This is a genomic window from Arthrobacter sp. TS-15, from assembly GCF_006964045.1.
Taxonomy (GTDB): Bacteria; Actinomycetota; Actinomycetes; order Actinomycetales; family Micrococcaceae; genus Arthrobacter.
This window is the reverse complement of record NZ_SDXQ01000036.1, coordinates 32,913-52,850: the sequence shown is the minus strand read 5'-3', so window position 1 is coordinate 52,850 and position 19,938 is coordinate 32,913. Positions and strand designations below refer to the sequence as shown.

18 protein-coding genes and 2 tRNA genes are annotated in these 19,938 nt (G+C 62.0%); 8 read left to right on the top strand and 12 right to left on the bottom strand.

Going from position 1 to position 19,938, the window contains the following annotated elements:
* Window positions 1-59: 59 nt before the first annotated feature.
* Window positions 60-851, bottom strand: coding sequence for an SDR family oxidoreductase (locus EU811_RS14185; protein ID WP_142938999.1), 792 nt, complete (start codon window positions 849-851; stop codon window positions 60-62).
* Window positions 852-924: 73 nt separating this feature from the next.
* Between EU811_RS14185 and valS the strand changes: the two genes are divergently transcribed.
* A complete protein-coding gene (gene valS, locus EU811_RS14180) occupies window positions 925-3,549 on the top strand; it encodes a valine--tRNA ligase (RefSeq protein ID WP_142938998.1) in 2,625 nt (874 codons plus the stop codon).
* A 348-nt stretch (window positions 3,550-3,897) separates the two neighbouring features.
* Window positions 3,898-4,773, top strand: coding sequence for an Fpg/Nei family DNA glycosylase (locus EU811_RS14175; RefSeq protein ID WP_165450190.1), 876 nt, complete (start codon window positions 3,898-3,900; stop codon window positions 4,771-4,773).
* Window positions 4,774-4,805: 32 nt separating this feature from the next.
* Here EU811_RS14175 and EU811_RS14170 read toward each other — a convergent pair whose 3' ends face one another.
* The 6 genes from EU811_RS14170 to EU811_RS14145 form a co-directional block, all read right to left on the bottom strand.
* Window positions 4,806-5,450, bottom strand: a complete 645-nt coding sequence (locus EU811_RS14170) for a mycothiol-dependent nitroreductase Rv2466c family protein (protein WP_142938996.1) — start codon at window positions 5,448-5,450, stop codon at window positions 4,806-4,808.
* 78 nt (window positions 5,451-5,528) lie between these two features.
* Entirely contained in the window at window positions 5,529-6,818 is a 1,290-nt protein-coding gene (clpX, locus tag EU811_RS14165) for an ATP-dependent Clp protease ATP-binding subunit ClpX (RefSeq protein WP_024816917.1), read from the bottom strand.
* Between the two features lie 182 nt (window positions 6,819-7,000).
* Window positions 7,001-7,660, bottom strand: a complete 660-nt coding sequence (locus EU811_RS14160) for an ATP-dependent Clp protease proteolytic subunit (protein WP_142938995.1) — start codon at window positions 7,658-7,660, stop codon at window positions 7,001-7,003.
* A 38-nt stretch (window positions 7,661-7,698) separates the two neighbouring features.
* On the bottom strand, window positions 7,699-8,310 hold the full coding sequence (locus EU811_RS14155) for an ATP-dependent Clp protease proteolytic subunit (RefSeq protein ID WP_014922040.1): 612 nt from the start codon (window positions 8,308-8,310) through the stop codon (window positions 7,699-7,701).
* Window positions 8,311-8,530: 220 nt separating this feature from the next.
* Window positions 8,531-9,913 carry a trigger factor gene (tig, locus tag EU811_RS14150; RefSeq protein ID WP_142938994.1) on the bottom strand — a complete coding sequence of 461 codons (1,383 nt, stop codon included), beginning with the start codon at window positions 9,911-9,913 and terminating at the stop codon, window positions 8,531-8,533.
* A 68-nt stretch (window positions 9,914-9,981) separates the two neighbouring features.
* Window positions 9,982-10,056: transfer RNA gene (locus EU811_RS14145), tRNA-Pro, on the bottom strand.
* A gap of 128 nt (window positions 10,057-10,184) precedes the next feature.
* On the opposite strand from EU811_RS14145, the gene EU811_RS14140 reads away from it, so the two are divergent.
* Window positions 10,185-10,258, top strand: a tRNA-Gly gene (locus EU811_RS14140).
* Between the two features lie 56 nt (window positions 10,259-10,314).
* Here the strand turns inward: EU811_RS14140 and EU811_RS14135 are convergent.
* From EU811_RS14135 to EU811_RS14125, 3 genes are all read right to left on the bottom strand, one after another.
* Entirely contained in the window at window positions 10,315-11,202 is an 888-nt protein-coding gene (locus tag EU811_RS14135; protein ID WP_142938993.1) for an Fpg/Nei family DNA glycosylase, read from the bottom strand.
* The gene (locus EU811_RS14130) at window positions 11,202-11,684 is read right to left on the bottom strand and encodes a ribose-5-phosphate isomerase (RefSeq protein ID WP_011775062.1); all 483 of its coding nucleotides are present in this window, start codon (window positions 11,682-11,684) and stop codon (window positions 11,202-11,204) included. The genes EU811_RS14135 and EU811_RS14130 overlap by 1 nt, the downstream gene beginning before the upstream one ends.
* A gap of 88 nt (window positions 11,685-11,772) precedes the next feature.
* Window positions 11,773-12,768, bottom strand: a complete 996-nt coding sequence (locus EU811_RS14125; protein WP_142938992.1) for a hypothetical protein — start codon at window positions 12,766-12,768, stop codon at window positions 11,773-11,775.
* Between the two features lie 131 nt (window positions 12,769-12,899).
* Between EU811_RS14125 and pepN the strand changes: the two genes are divergently transcribed.
* Window positions 12,900-15,461 (top strand): aminopeptidase N, encoded by a 2,562-nt coding sequence (gene pepN / locus EU811_RS14120; RefSeq protein ID WP_142938991.1) that lies wholly within the window; start codon window positions 12,900-12,902, stop codon window positions 15,459-15,461.
* Window positions 15,462-15,519: 58 nt separating this feature from the next.
* Window positions 15,520-15,999: an OsmC family protein gene (locus EU811_RS14115; RefSeq protein ID WP_142938990.1), complete on the top strand. Its 480-nt coding sequence runs from the start codon at window positions 15,520-15,522 to the stop codon at window positions 15,997-15,999.
* Here the strand turns inward: EU811_RS14115 and EU811_RS14110 are convergent.
* Window positions 15,996-17,009 (bottom strand): NAD-dependent epimerase/dehydratase family protein, encoded by a 1,014-nt coding sequence (locus EU811_RS14110; RefSeq protein ID WP_142938989.1) that lies wholly within the window; start codon window positions 17,007-17,009, stop codon window positions 15,996-15,998. The genes EU811_RS14115 and EU811_RS14110 overlap by 4 nt on opposite strands.
* 87 nt (window positions 17,010-17,096) lie before the next feature.
* Here EU811_RS14110 and EU811_RS14105 point away from each other — a divergent pair, with 87 nt between their 5' ends.
* Together EU811_RS14105 and EU811_RS14100 are read left to right on the top strand one after the other, a co-directional pair.
* On the top strand, window positions 17,097-17,795 hold the full coding sequence (locus EU811_RS14105; RefSeq protein ID WP_142938988.1) for a mechanosensitive ion channel family protein: 699 nt from the start codon (window positions 17,097-17,099) through the stop codon (window positions 17,793-17,795).
* Window positions 17,788-18,264 (top strand): globin, encoded by a 477-nt coding sequence (locus EU811_RS14100; RefSeq protein ID WP_142938987.1) that lies wholly within the window; start codon window positions 17,788-17,790, stop codon window positions 18,262-18,264. The genes EU811_RS14105 and EU811_RS14100 overlap by 8 nt, the downstream gene beginning before the upstream one ends.
* 3 nt (window positions 18,265-18,267) lie before the next feature.
* On the opposite strand, the gene EU811_RS14095 is transcribed toward EU811_RS14100, so the two are convergent.
* Entirely contained in the window at window positions 18,268-18,939 is a 672-nt protein-coding gene (locus tag EU811_RS14095; RefSeq protein ID WP_142938986.1) for a hypothetical protein, read from the bottom strand.
* A gap of 63 nt (window positions 18,940-19,002) precedes the next feature.
* Between EU811_RS14095 and EU811_RS14090 the strand changes: the two genes are divergently transcribed.
* Window positions 19,003-19,908: an acyl-CoA thioesterase gene (locus tag EU811_RS14090; RefSeq protein WP_142938985.1), complete on the top strand. Its 906-nt coding sequence runs from the start codon at window positions 19,003-19,005 to the stop codon at window positions 19,906-19,908.
* The last annotated feature ends 30 nt before the right edge of the window (window positions 19,909-19,938 follow it).

Genomic DNA, 19,938 nt, shown 5'->3' with positions numbered 1-19,938 from the left:
CGTCGCCAAGCCGCTAAACCGTCGTGGGCCAGCGACGTCACAGCGGCTTGGCAACGTCTTTAGCCTTCTTTGCGGACCAGCTTATGGTTGGCGGCCTGCGCCACCGGGCGGACCACGATCTGGTCGAGGTTGATGTGGTGAGGAAGTGAGACGGCGTAGTTGACCACATCTGCCACGTCATCAGCGGTCAGGGGCTTCTCGACCCCGGCGTAGACCTTGGCCGCTGCGTCTTTGTCGCCGAGGCGGTTCAGCGCGAACTCTTCGGTCTGTACCAGCCCTGGAGCCACCTCGATGACCCGGACGTTGTTGCCCACCTCTTCAAGGCGCAGGGCGTTGGTCATGGCGTGCTGGGCGAACTTGGCGGCGTTGTAGCCCGCGCCGCCCTCGTAGGCGGACAGCCCTGCGGTGGATGTGAGGTTCAGGACTGTTCCTTCGCCGTGTTCCCGCAGCATGGGCAGGAAGGCCCGGGTGATCTTCATGGTGCCCAGGACATTGACCTGATACATCCAATCCCAATCTTCGGTGTCAGCGTTGGCGATGGTGTCAGCGCCGCGTGCGCCGCCGGCGATGTTGATGAGGGTGTCAGCACCTCCGGCCTCGGTGACGGCCGCGAGCAAGGCGGCGACGTCGTCGTCGTTGGTGATGTCGGCGGGAAACGGCACGGCGCCAGTGCCCGCGCTCAAGGCGTCGAGCCTGTCCGCCCGGCGCGCCACGGCGAAGACCTTCCATCCGGCGGATACGAGCGCCTTCACTGTGGCCTCGCCAATGCCGGTGCTGGCACCGGTGACCACCGCCGTCTTGTTGTTCCTTGGGTTCTGTCCGGAAGGCGTGCTGTGCGCTGGCAAAGTCATGGAACAACCTTATCCGGGGCGTGGGCTCCCTTGACGGGCGGGCTGTAACGCCAGGCCATGAAACAATTGACCCATGGCTGAATCAACGCAGGGTACAGACACGCCCGCCACCGCCCCCATCAACGTTCCCGACAAGCCGGCCCTTGAAGGCCTTGAGGCTGCCTTGACGCAGCGCTGGCTCGAAGAAGGAACCTACAAGTTCAACCCGGACACCACCCGGGAGCAGGTCTACTCGATCGACACTCCCCCGCCCACGGCGTCCGGCTCGCTCCACGTGGGCCACATGTTCTCCTTCACCCAGACTGACGTCCAGGCCCGCTACATGCGCATGACCGGCAAGAACGTCTTCTACCCCATGGGTTGGGACGACAACGGACTGCCCACCGAGCGCCGAGTCCAGAACTACTACGGTGTGCGTTGCGATCCCGCCATCCCCTACAAGGCCGACTACACGCCCCCGGCACAGCCGGCCAAGAACCAACGCGATTTCGACGTCGTTTCGCGCCAGAACTTCATCGAACTGTGTGAAGAACTCGCCGTTGAGGACGAGAAAGTCTTCGAGAACCTGTTCCAGACGCTCGGCCTTTCGGTGGACTGGGACCTCACGTACCGCACCATTGACAACACTTCCCGTGCGGTGTCCCAGCGTGCCTTCCTGGCGAACCTCTCTGCCGGTGACGCGTACATGGCCGAAGCCCCCACACTGTGGGACGTGACATTCCGCACCGCGGTGGCACAGGCCGAACTTGAGGACCGCGAAGTTGCCGGCGCCTACTACCGCTACCCGTTCTTCACCGAAGACGGCGAAAAGATCTTCATCGAAACCACGCGCCCGGAACTACTCGCGGCGTGCGCGGCTCTGGTGGCAAACCCCGACGACGAGCGGTACCAGCCGCTGTTCGGCAAGACCGTCACGTCCCCCCTGTTCGATGTGGAGCTCAAGGTCAAGGCCCACCCGCTCGCCAAGGCGGACAAGGGCTCGGGTATCGCCATGGTCTGTACCTTCGGCGACCTGACCGACGTCACCTGGTGGCGTGAACTCCAGCTGCCTACCCGCGCCATCATGGGCCGCGATGGCCGCATCATTGCCGACACCCCTGAATGGATCACCACCGAGGCTGGCAAGGACGCCTACGCAGCGATCGCCGGCAAGACTGCTTTCTCCGCCAAAGAAGCCGTTGTTGAACTCCTCAAGGCAGCCGAGCTGCTGGACGGCGAACCGAAGAAGATCACCCACCCGGTGAACTTCTTCGAAAAGGGCGACAAGCCCCTCGAAGTTGTCACGTCCCGTCAGTGGTACATCCGCAACGGTGGCCGCGATGAGGAACGCCGTGAACGCCTCATAGGCCGAGGCCAGGAAATCACTTTCCACCCAGCCTTCATGCGTTCCCGCTACGAGAACTGGATCGCGGGCCTCAACGGTGACTGGCTCGTATCCCGCCAGCGCTTCTTCGGCGTGCCCATTCCCGTCTGGTACCCGCTGGATTCCCAAGGGAACCCGGACTACGACAACCCCATCCTGCCTTCGGACCAGATGCTCCCCGTGGACCCTGCCGCTGATGCCGCACCTGGTTTTGAGGAATCACAGCGCGATCAGCCCAACGGCTTCACAGGCGACGCCGACGTGCTGGATACCTGGGCAACGTCCTCCCTGACCCCGCAGATTGTGGGTGGCTGGAGCCGCGACGAGGACCTGTTCTCCAAGGTCTACCCCTTCGACCTCCGCCCACAGGGGCACGACATCATCCGCACCTGGCTGTTCTCCTCGGCCGTACGCGCGGATGCGCTGCAGAAGAGCGCCCCGTGGAAGCACGCGGCCATCTCCGGCTGGATCCTCGACCCGGACCGCAAGAAGATGTCCAAGTCCAAGGGCAATGTTGTGGTGCCCACGGATGTGCTGAATGAGTACGGTTCGGATGCCGTCCGCTATTGGGCAGCATCAGCGAAGCTCGGTGCGGACACGGCCTACGAGATTGCCCAGATGAAGATCGGCCGCCGCTTGGCCATCAAGCTGCTGAACGCTTCGAAGTTCGTGCTGAACCTCGGTGCTACTGAGAACTCGGTGGTGTCCAGCGACCTCTCCGTGCTGACCAACCCGTTGGACCGTGCGCTGCTCGCTCAACTGTCCGACGTCGTTGCCCAATCCACCAAGGCATTCGAGAACTACGACTACTCCCGTGCACTCCAGATCACCGAGTCCTTCTTCTGGCAGTTCACGGACGACTACGTGGAGCTCATCAAGGACCGTGCCTACGGTGCCGCTGGCGACACCGAGCAGGCATCCGTCCTGGCCGCCTTGGCCACAACGCTTGACTCCCTGCTGCGCCTGTTCGCACCGTTCCTGCCCTTCGCCACCGAAGAGGTCTGGGGCTGGTGGCGCACCGGATCAGTTCACCGCGCACAGTGGCCGGCAGCCTTGGAGATCACCGATGGTGACACCACCATGCTCGGCACCGTGGGCGTAGCACTCAGCGGTATCCGCAAGGCAAAGTCCGAGGCCAAGGTCAAGCAGCGCACCGAGGTGCTTTCGGCATCCATTACCGCTTCGGAAGTGCTGGTAGCCCAGTTGAAGGCCGGCCTGGGTGACTTGAAGGCAGCCGCGAACGCACAGGAGATCACTCTTCAGTCCGGCGAAGGCGAACTGACAGTCAGCGATGTTGTCCTGGCACCTGTCGAGGAGCAGCCCGCGTCCCAGTAGGTAGCCGACTGCCCGTTCCGTCAGGAGATTTTGGGCAAAGGGGAAGCCCCATCAGCGTTTTGCCGTTGGTGGGGCTTCGACTTTTCGGCTGTCTGGTGATGACTTGACAGTCTGGCGGAATCCTTGGAATTTCAGGTCTTCCTACCTCATCACTGGTAGGTTGCTTCCAACTTTGCCAAAGGCTGCGTCGGTCGCAATCACTGAATCTTTGGTTTCCGTGTCCCTCTTCTTTCGAAGTGGGTAAGAACCATTGTTGTCCCGTTGGGGTTGATGCACAAGGCTTTCGCGAGAACTACAAACCTGTAGTTTGTGTGCCGCTGGAAGGCCAGCTGTGGCAGAGTATTGACCATGCCGGAACTCCCCGAAGTGCACGGCCTGTGCATGTACTTGGACACCCAACTCCATGGAGCCGTGCTGACCGAGGTCCGCATCAACTCCTTCTCTGCACTCAAGACGGCCGATCCCCCTTTCACTGCACTCGAAGGCCGGACCATTCTTGGTGCGCACCGCATCGGCAAGTTCGTATGCCTGGACGCCGATGGACTGTTCTTTATTTTCCACTTGGCAAAAGCCGGCTGGGTCAGGTACACCGAACACCCGTCATCTGCAGGGCTGCGCATGGGCAAAAGCAACATCTCGGCACGGCTCTTGCTCCACCGCCCTGCCGACGATGCCCACATCGGGGTGGATCTGACCGAAGCAGGAACCAAGAAGAGCCTGGCCATCTACGTGGTGAAGGATCCTCAGGACGTTCCTGGAATAGCCACGCTGGGACCGGAGCCCCTGAGCCCCGATTTTGACCTGGACGCACTGGCCGGCATCGTGGGCTCCAGCTCGCAACAGATCAAAGGCCTGCTGCGCAGCCAGAGCGTGATCGCAGGGATTGGCAACGCCTACAGCGACGAAATTCTCCACGCCGCCAGGATTTCCCCGTTCGCCACCGCCAAGTCCCTCGACCAGGCAACGGTGGCCCGCCTCTATGAATCCATGCAGGAGGTTCTGGTCGGCGCCGTCAACGCAGCAGCCGGCAAACCTTCCAACGAGCTTAAAGACACCAAGCGCAGCAACTTCCGGGTCCATGCCAGAACCGGTCAGCCCTGCCCGGTGTGCGGGGATACCGTCCGCGAGGTGTCCTTCGCGGACACCTCGCTTCAGTATTGCGCCACCTGCCAGACCAACGGGAAGATCCTCGCCGACCGGCGTACGTCACGGTTCCTCAAGTAGGCCGGTCATGTCCTCTGGAGGGCAACAAGCCGTTAGTTGAATTCAGGGCTTTCAGTGCGGCTGCGCTTCAACTCGAAGAAGTGCGGGTAGCCGGCCAGAGTCACGGTTGCATCCCAGATCTTCCCGGCTTCCTCGCCACGCGGAATGCGGGTGAGCACCGGACCAAAGAACGCCGTGCCGTTGACGGATACCACGGGAGTTCCTACATCCTGGCCGACCAATGAAATTCCGGCCTCGTGGCTGGCGCGCAGCTTGGAATCATATTCATCGGAAGTGGCAAAACGTGCCAGGTCCGCGGGAAGCCCGGTGTCCGCCAGGGCTTTCTGAATCACGGATGCGCGGTCCTTGTTGCCCTCATGGTGGATCTGTTCACCCATGGCATCGTAGAGGGGCTTGACGTAACTGCTGCCGTGGAGCTCCTGCGCTGCGATGATCACACGAACGGGCCCCCAGCTGTCGTCCATCATGGCCCTGTAGTCGGCAGGTAGATCGCGGCCTTCGTTCAGCACGGAAAGGCTCATGACGTGCCATTCGGTCTCGATGCCCCGCACCTGCTCCACTTCACCGATCCAACGCGAGGTAATCCACGCGAAGGGGCAGACGGGATCGAACCAGAAATCTGCCTTGTTGACGGTTTTGTGGGACGCGGTCACTTCAGACACAAGCTGTTCGGACACAGAGAACTCCTCGGAAGAGTGGAAACGTGGCTTTAAAGGCAGCTCGCAACCAAGCCGCTCCCTTTTTCCAACGGCAGTCTAGGCGGACTTATTCCGCCGCTTTGCCACTACGTCGTGGGCAATCATGGTGGGCTGTGCTGTCTTGGCAACGACGTCGGCCGTGATCACCACGGTTGCGATGTCGTCTCTGCTGGGAAGATCGAACATGACGGGGAGCAATACATCTTCCATGATGGCCCGCAGGCCACGTGCGCCCGTGCCACGTTCAAGAGCCTGGTCCGCTATGGCATCCAGGGCGTCGTCGTCAAACTGCAACTCCACGCCATCAAGTTGGAACATCTTCTGGTATTGCTTCACCAAGGCGTTCTTTGGCGTGGACAGGATCTGAATCAATGCCGGCCGGTCCAGGCTGGAGACCGTAGTGATGACCGGGAGCCTGCCGATGAATTCCGGAATCAACCCGAACTTGAGCAAGTCCTCAGGCATAACTTCGCCGTAAGTATCCACGTTGTCCCGGGCTTCGTTGAGCGGCGCACCGAATCCGATGCCTTTGCGGCCGGAACGCGAACCAATGATGTCTTCCAGTCCCGCGAAGGCTCCGGCCACAATGAACAGGACATTGGTGGTATCGATCTGAATGAATTCCTGATGCGGGTGCTTCCTTCCACCCTGGGGTGGAACAGAGGCCACAGTGCCTTCAAGGATCTTGAGCAGAGCCTGCTGCACGCCTTCGCCGGATACATCGCGGGTGATGGACGGGTTCTCGCTCTTACGGGAGATTTTGTCGATCTCGTCGATGTAGATGATGCCTTGCTCGGCCTTCTTGACATCATAGTCAGCGGCTTGGATGAGCTTGAGGAGGATGTTCTCTACGTCCTCGCCAACATAGCCTGCTTCCGTCAGGGCAGTGGCGTCGGCCACGGCGAACGGCACGTTGAGCCGACGGGCGAGAGTCTGGGCGAGGTAGGTCTTTCCGCAGCCTGTAGGGCCGATCAGAAGGATGTTGGACTTGGCGATCTCCACATCCTCGTGATGGGATCCCTCACCGAGGCTGCCGGCCTTGGGAGCGTGACCGGCCTGAATGCGCTTGTAATGGTTATAGACAGCTACCGCAAGGGAACGCTTGGCCGGCTCTTGGCCGATCACATATTCCTGCAGGAAGTCGAAGATCTCACGAGGTTTGGGCAGTTCAAAACTGCCGAGATCGGAAACTTCCGCGAGCTCTTCCTCGATGATCTCGTTGCAAAGCTCGATGCACTCATCGCAGATGTATACACCGGGCCCGGCAATCAGCTTCCGTACCTGCTTTTGGCTCTTTCCGCAGAAAGAACACTTCAGCAGATCCGTGCTCTCGCCAATCCGAGCCATGTGTGAATCCCTTCGTTGCATGCGGGTGATGCGGCTCCGCGCCGTACTCAAGTGTGCGGCTGCGCCGCGGCTGGCACCACCGTGACAAGATCCACTCTAGGTCACAATGGGCTGCTTGGGTGGAAACAGAACGCCGGTGCGGTCCATATTTCGTGAACCGCACCGGCGTCCAAATCCGTGTGCTACCGGGTGATTGCCTGGGGCTTGATCTTCCGGGAGTCCAGAACCTGGTCAATGAGACCGTAGTTCAGGGCATCCGCAGCGGTAAGAATCTTGTCTCGCTCGATGTCATTGTTGACCTGTTCGGACGTACGGCCCGAGTGGTGTGCCAATGTATCTTCAAGCCAGGTGCGCATGCGCATGACTTCCGCCGCCTGGATCTCGAGGTCGGACGCCTGTCCACCTTGACCGCCGGAAAGCGCCGGCTGGTGGATCAAAACGCGGGCGTTCGGCAGTGCCAGACGCTTACCGGGCGTGCCGGCGGCAAGGAGGACTGCGGCCGCGCTGGCTGCCTGACCCAAGCACACCGTCTGGATCTCCGGACGAATGTACTGCATGGTGTCGTAGATGGCCGTCATTGCCGTGAAGGAGCCACCCGGCGAGTTGATGTACAGGGTGATGTCGCGGTCCGGATCAGTCGACTCAAGGACCAGCAGCTGGGCCATGATGTCGTCAGCGGAAGCGTCGTCCACCTGTACACCGAGGAAGATGATGCGGTCCTCGAACAGCTTGGTGTACGGGTCCTGGCGCTTGAAGCCGTAAGGCGTGCGCTCCTCGAACTGGGGCAGGACGTAACGGCTGGACGGGAGATTACCGGCAGACCATCCGAAGTTGTAGTTCATGTTCTTTACTCCTGGGGTTTCAGTGGTTCTTGTGCCGGTTAGTTTTCGGAGTTCGACTGGTTGGCCGTTCCGCCGCCACCGGCAACAGAACCGGCATGCGCCGAGATCTTGTCGAAGAAGCCGTACTCCAATGCCTCAGTCGCGGTGAACCACTTGTCGCGGTCGTTGTCCTTGAGGATGGTCTCCACGGACTGCCCGGTCTGTTCTGCCGTGAGCTCAGCCATGACCTTCTTCATGTGCAAGATCAGTTCTGCCTGGATCTTGATGTCCGAGGCGGTACCGCCGATGCCACCCGAGGGCTGGTGCATCAGGATGCGGGCATTGGGCGTCGCGTAACGCTTGCCCTTGGTTCCGGAGGACAGGAGGAACTGGCCCATGGAGGCGGCCAGACCCGTTGCCACGGTGACGACGTCGTTCGGGATGAACTGCATGGTGTCGTAGATCGCCATGCCGGCGGTCACGGAACCACCCGGGGAGTTGATGTACAGGTAGATGTCCTTCTCAGGGTCTTCAGCCGAGAGGAGGAGGAGCTGAGAGCAGATGGCATTGGCATTCTCGTCACGGACTTCAGAGCCGAGCCAGATGATGCGCTCTTTCAGCAGGCGGTTGTAGATGTAGTTGTCCTGGGCTGCGGGATCGACAGTTGCCATCCGGGGAGCCTCTGATTGCTGTGACATAAGTACTTACCTCTCGCTGGTGCCAGTGACCTCACTGAACTTCACTACTTGGACACTAACCGTTTTCACGGGCGATTTGTTCGCTGAAATCGCACTGTTCGCTGACGGCGCACGTCGGCGATCAGGACCGCTGTTCAGCCTTAAAGCAAACCGGCCCCGGATCATGTGATCCGGGGCCGGTAGGAGTCGTTGACTAGAACTTCACTGCTGCGGGGTCATCGCTTGCGGAAACCTCAGCTTCTTCGGTTGCTTCAACTGCTGCGTCCTCTTCGGCTGCTGCTTCGCCTGCAGGGCGGACGAAGTCGGTGAGGTCAACCTTGTTGCCTTCGGAGTCCACTACCTCTGCCTGGCCCAGCACAACTGCCAGGGCCTTGCGACGGCGGACCTCGGAAACCATCATGGGAACCTGGCCGCTTTGATCGATGATCTGGGCGAACTGGTTGGGGTCCATGCCGTACTGGCTTGCGGTGGTGACGATGTAGTCGATCAGCTCATTCTGGCTGACGTCCACTTCTTCCTTGTCCGCGATGGCGTCGAGGATGATCTCGTTCTGGAAGGCGCGCTCGGTGTTGGCCTTGACTTCGGCGCGGTGCTCCTCGGTGTCATGGTCACCTTCGCCGTGTGCGTTTTCCGGGTTGAAGTGAGCCTCGATCTGCTCTTCAACCACGGAGTCGGGAACAGGAACCTCAACCAGCTCAACGAGCTTGTCAAGAACCTTGTCGCGAGCTTCAACGCCCTGCTCCACTACCTTGGAATCAGCAGCCTGCTTGGCGAGGTCCTCACGAAGTTCAGCGAGGGTGTCGAACTCGGAGGCAAGCTGCGCAAAGTCGTCGTTTGCCTCGGGGAGCTCGCGCTCCTTGACGGCCTTGACAACAACCTTCACCTGAGCGGCCTCGCCGGCGTGGTCGCCGCCAACCAGCGTGGTCTCGAAGATTGCTTCCTCGTCGGCCGACAGGCCGGTCACGGCTTCGTCAAGGCCTTCGAGCATGGTGCCGGCACCAACCTGGTACGAAAGGCCGGAAGCGGAATCGATGTCTTCGCCGTCAATTGTGGCGGTGATGTCGATGGTCAGGAAGTCGTCGTTCTTGGCAGGACGCTCAACGGACTTCAGCGTGCCGAAGCGGCCGCGAAGTTCGTCCAGCGCCTTGTCGACATCAGCTTCGGAAGACTCCGCAGCAGCAACCTCAACCTTGATGCCGGCGTAGTCCGGCAGCTCGATCTCGGGGCGGACATCGATCTCTACCTGGAACTTGAGCTCGCCATCGGTTGCGGACGGATCCGGAACCTCGGTGATTTCAACTTCGGGACGGCTCAGGGGCCGAACACCGGTTTCCTGGACCGCGGCCTGGTACCAGCCATTGAGGCCATCGTTGATGGCGGTCTCCAGAACGTAGCCGCGGCCAACGCGCTGGTCGATCAGCTTGGAGGGAACTTTGCCCTTGCGGAATCCGGGAACCTGGATCTGCGAAGCAACGGTCTTGTACGCGGCATCGATGCTCGGCTTAAGTTCCTCATAGGGAACCTCAACGTTGAGCTTGACCCGCGTTGCGGTGAGGTTCTCGACAGCGCTCTTCACAGTCTAAGTACTCCTGATTTCGTGGGTATGGGTTTCTGTTGTGCCCCTGAACAGACACAAACACAGAGTCGGGGTGACAGGATTTGAACCTGCGACTTCCTGCTCCCAAAGCAGGTGCTCTAGCCAAGCTGAGCTACACCCCGAAGGCACAGGACAGTCTACGGGCAAGCGGGCCAAGAATGCACATTTGACACTGCGGCCGGAATTAGGTTTAGTTGTACCCGGCTTGAACAGCCACCGGGAAGATGTCCAAAACAAGGATATCCGTCCTGGGGACGTAGCTTAATGGTAAAGCCTCAGTCTTCCAAACTGATTACGCGGGTTCGATTCCCGTCGTCCCCTCCATACAAAAGGGCCCCGATCCACGGATCGGGGCCCTTTTTTGTTGACCAGGAACTTTCCTAAACCTGGCAGCCGGGACACCAGTAGAGTTTGCGGGCGCCAATTTCAGTTACCCCCACCAGCGTCCCGCAGGCGCGGCAGGGCAGGCCCTGGCGCTTATAGACAAAGTGGGCGTCGGCGTCGGGCGCCATCACGCCACCGCCGGTCCACAGCGTGGACGGCGTCGTAACAATCCGTCCATCACGGACGCCGTCCGACATGGTGACCACGGTGTCATCCCAGAGCCGACCAGCCGTTTCGGCATCAATGCCGCTTCCCGGCGTCCACGGGTCCACAGCCTGCCGGAACAAGACTTCGGCCCGGTAGATGTTCCCCACCCCGGCCAGCACCGACTGGTCCATCATCAGCAGCGCGACTGCCGTCTTACGCCGACGCAGGCGTCGAATGAACTCATCACGGTCTCCGGGCCGGTTATGCAGCGGATCCGGGCCCAGGCGCGCCAGCACGGCCGCAGCCTCAGCAGCGGTGATGGCTGCACACGTGGTGGCGCCCCGGAGATCGGCCCAACCGTGGTCAGAGACCAGGCGGACGCGCACTGCGCCTACCGGCGGGGGCGGGCCGTCGTACGCATCGTCATCCGCCACAGAGGCGCTTTCCCGTTCACCGATGCGCCGCGGGGCGCCGATGCTGGACGCACCCGTGAAGGTACTGTCGCCGCCGAAACTCCACGCCCCGTAAAGACCCAGGTGGACGTGGAGGAAGAGATCGTGGTCAAACCTGAGAAAGAGCTGCTTTCCGTGGGCAGTGGAGTCAACCAGGATGTGCCCGGTGAGGAGCTCCGCGCCCGCCGTGAACCTGCCTTGCGGGCTGGAAACTTCCAGACGCCGGCCCCCAAAGACGTCCTGGAATTGGCGGGCCAGCCTGTGGACCGAATGCCCCTCAGGCACTACTCGACGATCTCGCCGGTGGTTTCGTACACCGCGATTTTTCCGATGCGGCGAACGTGGCGTTCGTCGTTGCTGAAGGGCTCCTGCAGGAAGGCCTCAATGAGCTCGGTGGCTTCTTCGACGGTGTGCTGGCGTCCGCCAACAGCTACGACGTTGGCGTCGTTGTGTTCGCGGGCCAGCTTTGCAGTGGAGAGGTTCCAGGCCAGGGCAGCGCGGACGCCGTTGACCTTATTCGCAGCAATTTGCTCGCCATTGCCCGAGCCGCCCAGCACAATGCCAAGGGCGTGCACTCCGGCCTTCTGGTCTGCAACAACGGCAAGGCCGGCATTGATGCAGAAAGAAGGGTAGTCATCCAGGGCGTCGTACTCCTTGGGCCCGTGATCCACCACTTCGTAGCCCTTGGCCGTGAGGTGGCTGACCAAGTGGGCACTGAGTTCCATGCCGGCGTGGTCTGTAGCAATGTGGACGCGGGGTGTAGTCACAGGAAGTCCATTCTTTCTGGCGCGCGGGTGCGGCGTGCGGCCGGGCCCGACGATGAGGGATGCGCTACCTAGGGTACCGCTACCGGGGTTATAGGGGCGGCCCGTCGCCCCGGGCACGATGCGCCGCCCGGTTCAAGACTCCCGCAAGTTTGTCCGCGGAGGCCTGCGTGCCGGCGCTCAGCGCCACCCGGCCACCGTTAAGTTTCCTTACGACGACGGCCGGGCCGCTGCCGATCAGCATCGCGGTGGCATCATCGTGGTGCCGCCAGCCCCACCCGCCATAATCTGCGGCCTTGACCTCCGCGGGGGCGGCTGCGGCGATGTCGACGGCGGGTACGGTCAAGACGCGTACGATCCCGCCGGCGAATACCTGGAGCCCTCCACGATCAGCCCGCACCCTCGCGAACAGGAACCCTGCGCCCACCAACGCGGCCGCCGCAACCAGGGCCCCAAGCCATGGGACAGCCACCGCTATCAGTGCAGCGGGGAACAATGCCGAGACAACGATCATGATGAAGACGGAACTCCTGGCATGCACCCACAGCCGGAGCGTATCGCGGGCAAGATCGGGATCTTCAAGAAGCCGCAGCTCTTCTTCGAGCGCCACGTCATCCTCCCGGGTCCACCGCGGGTCCGGCTTGAACGCGAACATCATCACCACGCCCAAAGCCACGGCGGCGCCGCTGCCCATGGCCAGCACAATGGGGTCCACATGGGACTCGCGCGCGTCCGGCAGACCTGATTGGCCCACTAGTCCGGCCGCCACCACGGTGGTGATGAAGAGGCTTACCGTCAGGCCCAGGCCCATCATGAAGCGCCGCATGACTACAGGCCTGGTTATTGACACTGCTTGAAGAAAGACTGCCCATCCGCAGAAAATGATGAGGGCAGCGCCGCCAGCCACATAGGCGCCGAACGGCGCGAAAGAACTGCCGCCGTCGGCGTTCCACATCACCGCAACAGGATTGGGGAGCTCGTTGCGCAACATCTGGGCGCACACCACAAACCCGACGGCAAGAAGCAGCGGAAAGGCAACCGCAAACCTCAGTGCGCGGAAATCCAGAGTTTCCCGGAACGATGCCATAGTCCAACGCTACTCCGTAGGGCGACACTGTGGTGCCCGCTCCTTGCCTTCCCGGCGCGGAGTGAAAGAATGGCTTCACACCAGCGTCCGGCCACGACAGGCCGGCCATCCCAAATCTTCGGAGGCACCACTTGCCAGGCCTGAACCTCACGCGCGACGAAGCTGCCAAACGCGCCGAACTGCTCAACGTCGAGTCTTATCACGTCACCCTGGACCTGACTCAAGGTTCAGAGACCTTCGGCTCCACTACGGTGGTTAGGTTTTCTGCAGAGCAGGGTTCGTCGACGTTCATCGACGCCATCACGGCGGCAGTCCACAGTGTGACTTTGAACGGGACGGAACTGGACCCGGCTGAGGTCTCCGACGGCGTCCGCATCCAGCTCCCTGACCTGGCCGCGAACAACGAACTAGTGGTGGTGGCGGATGCCCCGTACATGAACACCGGCGAAGGCCTGCACCGCTTTGTAGACCCCGTGGATGGCGAGGTTTACCTGTATACGCAGTTCGAAGTTCCCGACTCCCGCCGCATGTTCGCCGTCTTCGAGCAGCCGGACCTGAAAGCCAGCTTCACGTTCACGGTCACTGCGCCATCGCACTGGGACGTGATCTCCAACTCCCCCACCCCGGTTCCCGTTGAAGCTCCTGCTGCCGGCGATGGCACCGCACGGTCCGTGTGGAACTTCGCCTCCACCCCGCGCCTGTCCTCATACGTCACAGCTTTGATCGCCGGGCCGTACCAATCAGTTCGCTCCGAGGTCACCAGCTCCGACGGCCGGGTGATTCCGTTGGGAGTCTTTGCCCGCAAGTCGCTCATGCAGTACCTCGATGCGGACAACATCTTCGAGCTGACCCGCCAAGGCTTCGAATTCTTCGAGGCACAGTTCGGGTTCCCGTACCCGTTCGAGAAATACGACCAGCTGTTCGTCCCGGAATTCAACGCCGGAGCCATGGAAAATGCCGGTGCCGTGACCATCCTGGAAGGCTACGTCTTCCGCGGAAAAGTCACCGGCGCCCAGATTGAACGTCGCGCCATCACGGTCCTGCATGAACTGGCGCATATGTGGTTCGGGGACCTGGTGACCATGCGCTGGTGGAACGACCTCTGGCTCAACGAATCCTTCGCCGAATACATGTCGCACCTGGCCGCCGTGGAAAACACGGAATTCGACCGGGCCTGGACCACTTTCGCCTCCGTGGAGAAGTCGTGGGCCTACAAGCAGGACCAGCTTCCCACGACTCACCCGATCTTCGCCGAAATCAACAACCTTGAAGACGTGGAGGTGAACTTCGACGGCATCACCTACGCCAAGGGCGCCTCGGTGTTGCGGCAGTTGGTGGCCTGGGTGGGTCCGGAACAGTTCATGGCCGGCGTGCGCACCTACTTCGCCAAGCATGCCTGGAAGAGCACCGAGCTCGCCGACCTCATGGTGGAACTCGAAGCCGCCAGCGGCAGGGACCTGGACGCATGGGGCAAGCTGTGGCTCGAAACTGCCGGCGTGAACACCCTGGCGCCCGAGCTGGAAGTTGCCGGTGACAGCACCATCACCGGCTTCGCGATCCTCCAGACTGCCATCGAGGAACAGCCCACCCTCCGCCCGCACCGACTCGCCGTCGGCTTCTACTCACTCTCCGACGACGGCAAGCTGGAGCGGACGCATCGCGAGGAACTCGACGTCGACGGCCCCCGCACAGAAGTACCCGCGTTGGTGGGCAAAGCCCGGCCGGACTTGATCCTGCTCAACGACGACGACCTCGCCTACGCCAAGGTCCGCTTGGACGAACACTCCCTCGCCACCGCCAAAGCCCATCTGAAAGACTTCGCAGCCAGCCTGCCGCGCACTCTGGTGTGGGGCTCGGCATGGGATGCAGCCCGTGACGGGGAAACCCCCGCCCGCGGCTATGTTGATCTGATCCTGGCGAACATCGCCTCGGAAACGGACTCCTCGGTGATCCTGGTCCAGCTGCGCCAGCTCGCCACCACCTTGACGTACTTCGTTGCGGCAGAACACAAGCTTGCCTCGACGATTGCGGCCGCATACAAACTGTGGGACCTCGCTTCGTCCGCGGCGGCGGGCTCGGACGCCCAACTGCAGTTCGCCAAGTCATTCGCCCAGCTGGCACGCAGTGGCGGGCAGTTTGACCGTATTCAGGCCCTCTTGGATGGCACGGAGACACTCGAGGGCCTCTCTATCGACCAGGACATGCGGTGGGAGCTCCTCACGGCGCTGGTGGCCGGCGGACGGAAGGATCAGGCCCGCATAGACGAAGAACTCTCCCGCGACAACACTTCCAACGGCCACAACGCGGCAGCACTGGCCAAGGCGGCCATACCCACGCCGGAGGCAAAGGCAGCAGCCTGGGATTCAATCGTGGTCAAGGGGAACCTCTCCAACGCCCTGCAAGCCTCAGCGGTGGCCGGCTTCATGCGCGTGACGGACACCGCCTTGCTGGAGCCTTTCGCGGAGAAGTATTTTGAGGCAGTGCCTGGAATCGTCGAGGAACGCACCCATGCCTTGGCACAGCAGATCGTGGTGGGTCTCTACCCGGCACAGCTCACAACACAAGCTACGGTGGACCGCACCGATGCCTTCCTGGCCGGACTTCCCGAGGAGAGCGCAGCACTGCGCCGGATGATGCTGGAAAACCGTGACAGCGTGGCCCGGGCCCTGCGGGCAAGGGCAGCGGACGTCTAAGCCCCGCCCCGTGTGAGGCCCGTGCGGATAGTGGGCACCCCAAAGCTAAACTGTCCGCATGGGCCTCCACGAACACCATTACGCACTGACTGTCCGCTGGACCGGAAACCTCGGTGAAGGCACTGCCGGGTATCGGGCGTATTCCCGGGATCACGACGTTGAAATCAATGGCCTTCCGACGCTAAAAGGTTCAGCAGATCCCACTTTCCATGGGGACCGGACCCGCTACAACCCGGAACAGTTGCTACTCGCAGCACTCTCCCAGTGCCACATGCTGTCCTTCCTGCATGTGGCCGTCAAACACGGTGTGGTGGTGACCGGTTACGAGGACAAAGCCGAAGGCCTCATGAAGCTCAACCGGGACGGCAGCGGGCAGTTCGAAAGTGTCACGTTGAGGCCGCACGTCACCATTACCGATCCCGCCCACGCAGACGTGGTCCCGCAGCTTCATCATGAAGCCAACCAGGTTTGCTTCATTGCCCGCAGCGTCAACTTCCCGGTTCTCCACGAACCGCTCACGACGACGGCCGCCGCCTAACGCTGTTCACGGCGCCACAGTGCCACGAGCCTCTGCTCAGAGTCACGGCGCAGCCCGGCTTTACGATCCCTGTCCAAGCCTCGCTGACGTTCATCATCAAGCGTGGCTGCCAAGGTCTCCTGCCACGGGCGCAGGGCCATGCCACGCTCCCGTGCGGCGCGGTTGGTCCGCGATTGAAAGCCATCGTGGCCTTCCGGCAGCCAGAGGGGCATGGAATCCGGACCTGCCCAGTACTCCACGCCATGGCCCACCAGCCAGTCCTCATCAGCCCGGATGACCTCCTCAGCGGCACGATCACCCACTGCGGTTTCACCAGCCCGCCGCGACTCGTCGATGTAGTCCTCGAACCGCACCACGTTTCCCAGGGCGTTGTAGGTACCGGCCAGCCCTTGTTCAGCGGACTGTAGAACCCACGCCGCGAGGTCCCGGACATCAATGATCTGTGTGGCGGCGTCCGGGATATCCGGGACCAGGACAGGGTCAGTGTTCGCAGCGAATCGAGCCGGCCAGTAGCCGTATCTGTCAGTCCCGTCCCCTGGTCCCCCAATGAGTCCGGCACGGACGATGTGCGCCTTCTCCCCCACGGCAGCAATCGTCATCTGCTCAATCGCCGACTTGGACTCCCCATAAGTTTCCGGGGTGCCTGCCTGACCCGCCGGCAGGGGTTCGAGCAGTGTAGCGCTCTCATCGGCACCAGGTATGGAATGGTCTGCATAGACCGAGCAGCTGGAGACGAACGTCCAATGCCCTGTTCCTGCACTCAACGCTTCGAGGGCCTCACGGGCCTGGACCGGATCGCGGGACACCTCTACCACCGAGTCCCAGTGTCCCTCGAGGTCGGCGAAGGCTGCGGCACCCAAGGCGCGGTCGCTCCTGACCCACGTGACGCCGTCGGGCGGTCCAGCCGAAGTACCACGTGCCAAACAGGTGACGTCGTGCCCGGCAGCAACAGCCTGCCGGGCGATTTCTGCTGACAGGAAGGCGGTGCCGCCCAAGACCAGGATGCGCATACCGTCACGCTACGGCGCTAGGGTTGTAGGTGGACAGAGTGTTCCGCGCCCGGCGAACACGGGCCGACGACAGGGAGTTATTCCACCTTGACCTCCATCCCCCTTGCAGAAACCATCACCTTGGAACCTGAAAAAATCGATCTGATGTCCATCCTCATCACCTTGGGCGTGGGCCTGGCTGTGTGGGTCGTGGCACGGTTCATCATCCTGCGCATCACGCGACGAGTGTCCGCTGGCAGTTCCTTCTTCAAAAAACCGCATTTCAAGTGGGTCCAACCGGCCATCCGCGCACTGGACCACGAACGCCGATCGCAACGCGCCGAAACCATTGGCACGTTGTTGACCAGCTTGGTGAGCGTGGTTGTTGTGGTGATCGTCATCATCTACGTCCTCAAGTACATGAACGTTGATGTCGCACCACTCTTGACCAGCGTGGGAATCCTGGGTGTCGCCATTGGTTTCGGTGCCCAGCAGCTGATCCGCGACTTCCTCGCCGGAATCTTCATCACCATTGAGGATCAGTACGGGATCGGCGATGTCATCGTCACCAGTGAAGTGATTGGTACCGTTGAATCGGTAGGCCTGCGCATTACGCGGGTCCGTGCTGAGGACGGAGCCATCTGGTACCTGCGCAACGGCGAAATCCTCCGCGTGGGCAACCGATCACAGGGCGACTACGTGCCACTGGAAACACCGGACACCGGCGACCAACCCGGCGCAGCAGCTGCCACCGTCACAGCAGGCGCACCGCGCGTCACCAAAGCCGAGGAGAAGTCCAATGAGTAACACTGCAGGTGGGCAGCCATCGACTCCGCAGACCGGCCCCCGACGCCAGCTGATGCAGAACGATCCGTTCAGCCAACCTGCTTACACGGACAGCTTCTACGCCGCAGTTGGCGGTCACGAGACGTTCGTCAAGCTCATCGACGTCTTCTACGACGGCGTTGCCACGGATCCTTTGCTCCGGCCCATGTACCCGGAGGAAGACCTCGGACCTGCCAAACGCCGTTTCCTGATGTTCCTGGAGCAATACTGGGGCGGACCCACAACCTACGGCGAAGAACGCGGCCACCCACGGCTGCGCATGCGCCACATGCCGTTCCGGGTGACACCCGAAGCCAAAGACCGTTGGTTGTTCCACATGCGCAAGGCCGTTGACTCTTTGGAGTTGTCGCCGCTGCATGAAGGCACCCTGTGGGACTACATGGAGCGGGCTGCGCTGACCATGATCAACAGTCCTTCAGCCGGCGCCTAGTCTTTAGAAGCCGAGCCCCAGGCCTGCACCGGTCCTGACCAGCACATGGCCGCGGGGTCCGCTCAGACGGAACCAGCGGCCATTGCGGAAGACTTTCTGCTCAGCGTCGCCCAGGAAACCCAACGCGAAGGCAGCGAAGGCGGCGCCTGCCGGCAGCCCGGCCGCGCCGGGAAGTTCACGACCCCAAACAGCTGCCCGTGCGCTATTGACCACTGCGGCACCCGCTGCTGTGGGAATCACGCCAGCCACCTCCGCAATGCCGGCTTCGGCTGCCACCTTGAGGTCGGCGTCGGGCATGGCGCCATGGGCCTCCCAGCCGCTTCGGGGCGCGCCAACGCCCGCCCAGGACTCGGAAACGGTCGACGGCGGGATGGGCAGCTCCACGTCATCGGCACCGGACCTGGCCAACCGGTCCATAACGGAGGCGAGCGTCACGGTGACGTCTGCGTGGGCCGGCTCAGCAAGGGCCATGGTCCGCAAGCCAAGGATTGTTGGGGTGGACTCACCCAATATGCGTGGCCTCAGCACGCACACATATGCGGCCAGGACGGTGCCTGCGGCCTGGAGGCGGATGGCGCCGTCGTCGATGCTTTTTGCCCTGGTGACGAACGTTCGCAGGTCTGCGAGGTCACGGGGATCGGCGAAGCGGAAGGACTGGGTCAAGACGTCTGTCACATCATCGACTCTACCGGCATGTCCGCGGTTGAGAGGGGTCGGGGCGGCGTCTAAAGTCGAACCATGACTGAGACGAATGCTGGCCTCGAGGTGGAAGCACCCGTAGAAGACCCCATGGAAGTGCTGATCGGCCTGCTGGACCTTGGTGATTTTGATGGAGCCCGGACCAATGAGGACATCTTCCTGGGCCCGTCCCAAAAGCAGCCACGGCACCGTGTTTTTGGGGGCCAAGTGTTGGCGCAATCCATGATGGCCGGCATCCTCACCGTGGACCCTGACAGGGCTGCGCACTCCATGCATGGCTACTTCCTGCGTCCCGGTGACGCCAACAAACCGATCACGTTCGGGGTGGAAAGACTGCGCGACGGCCGATCTTTCTCGGCCCGCCGCGTCCATGCCTACCAGGACGGTGTGCCCATTCTCTCCATGATCGCTTCCTTCCAAGTGGAAGACAGCGGCTTGGACCATCAAGCGGAGATGCCCGAAGGCATCCCGGATCCGGATTCCCTGCCCAGCACCGCCGAACTTTTATCCCACTACGATCACCCCATGGCACGCCACATGTCATCGGAGCGGCCCTTCGATGTCCGGCACATCGACCCCGCACTGTACGTATCCCCGCCGGCCGATCACGTGGCGACCAACGCTGTGTGGATGAAGACCATGGGGCCCCTCCCGGATGACCCCAACCTCCACCGGGCAGCACTGGCCTACGCGAGCGACTACACGCTTTTGGAGCCGATCCTCCGCAAGCACGGCCTCGCCTGGATGACGCCGGGCATGAGCGTTGCCAGCCTTGATCACGCCATGTGGTGGCACCGCCCTGTGCGCGTTGACGAGTGGATGCTCTACGTCCAGGAATCCCCCAGCGCCCAAGGTGCCCGGGGACTCGCCACAGGCCGTATCTTCAACCGTGACGGACAGCATGTGGCTACCGTTGCCCAAGAGGGAATGGTCCGGGTTCCGTAGGCGCTGAAGAGCCTCCTGCCCGGGACGCGT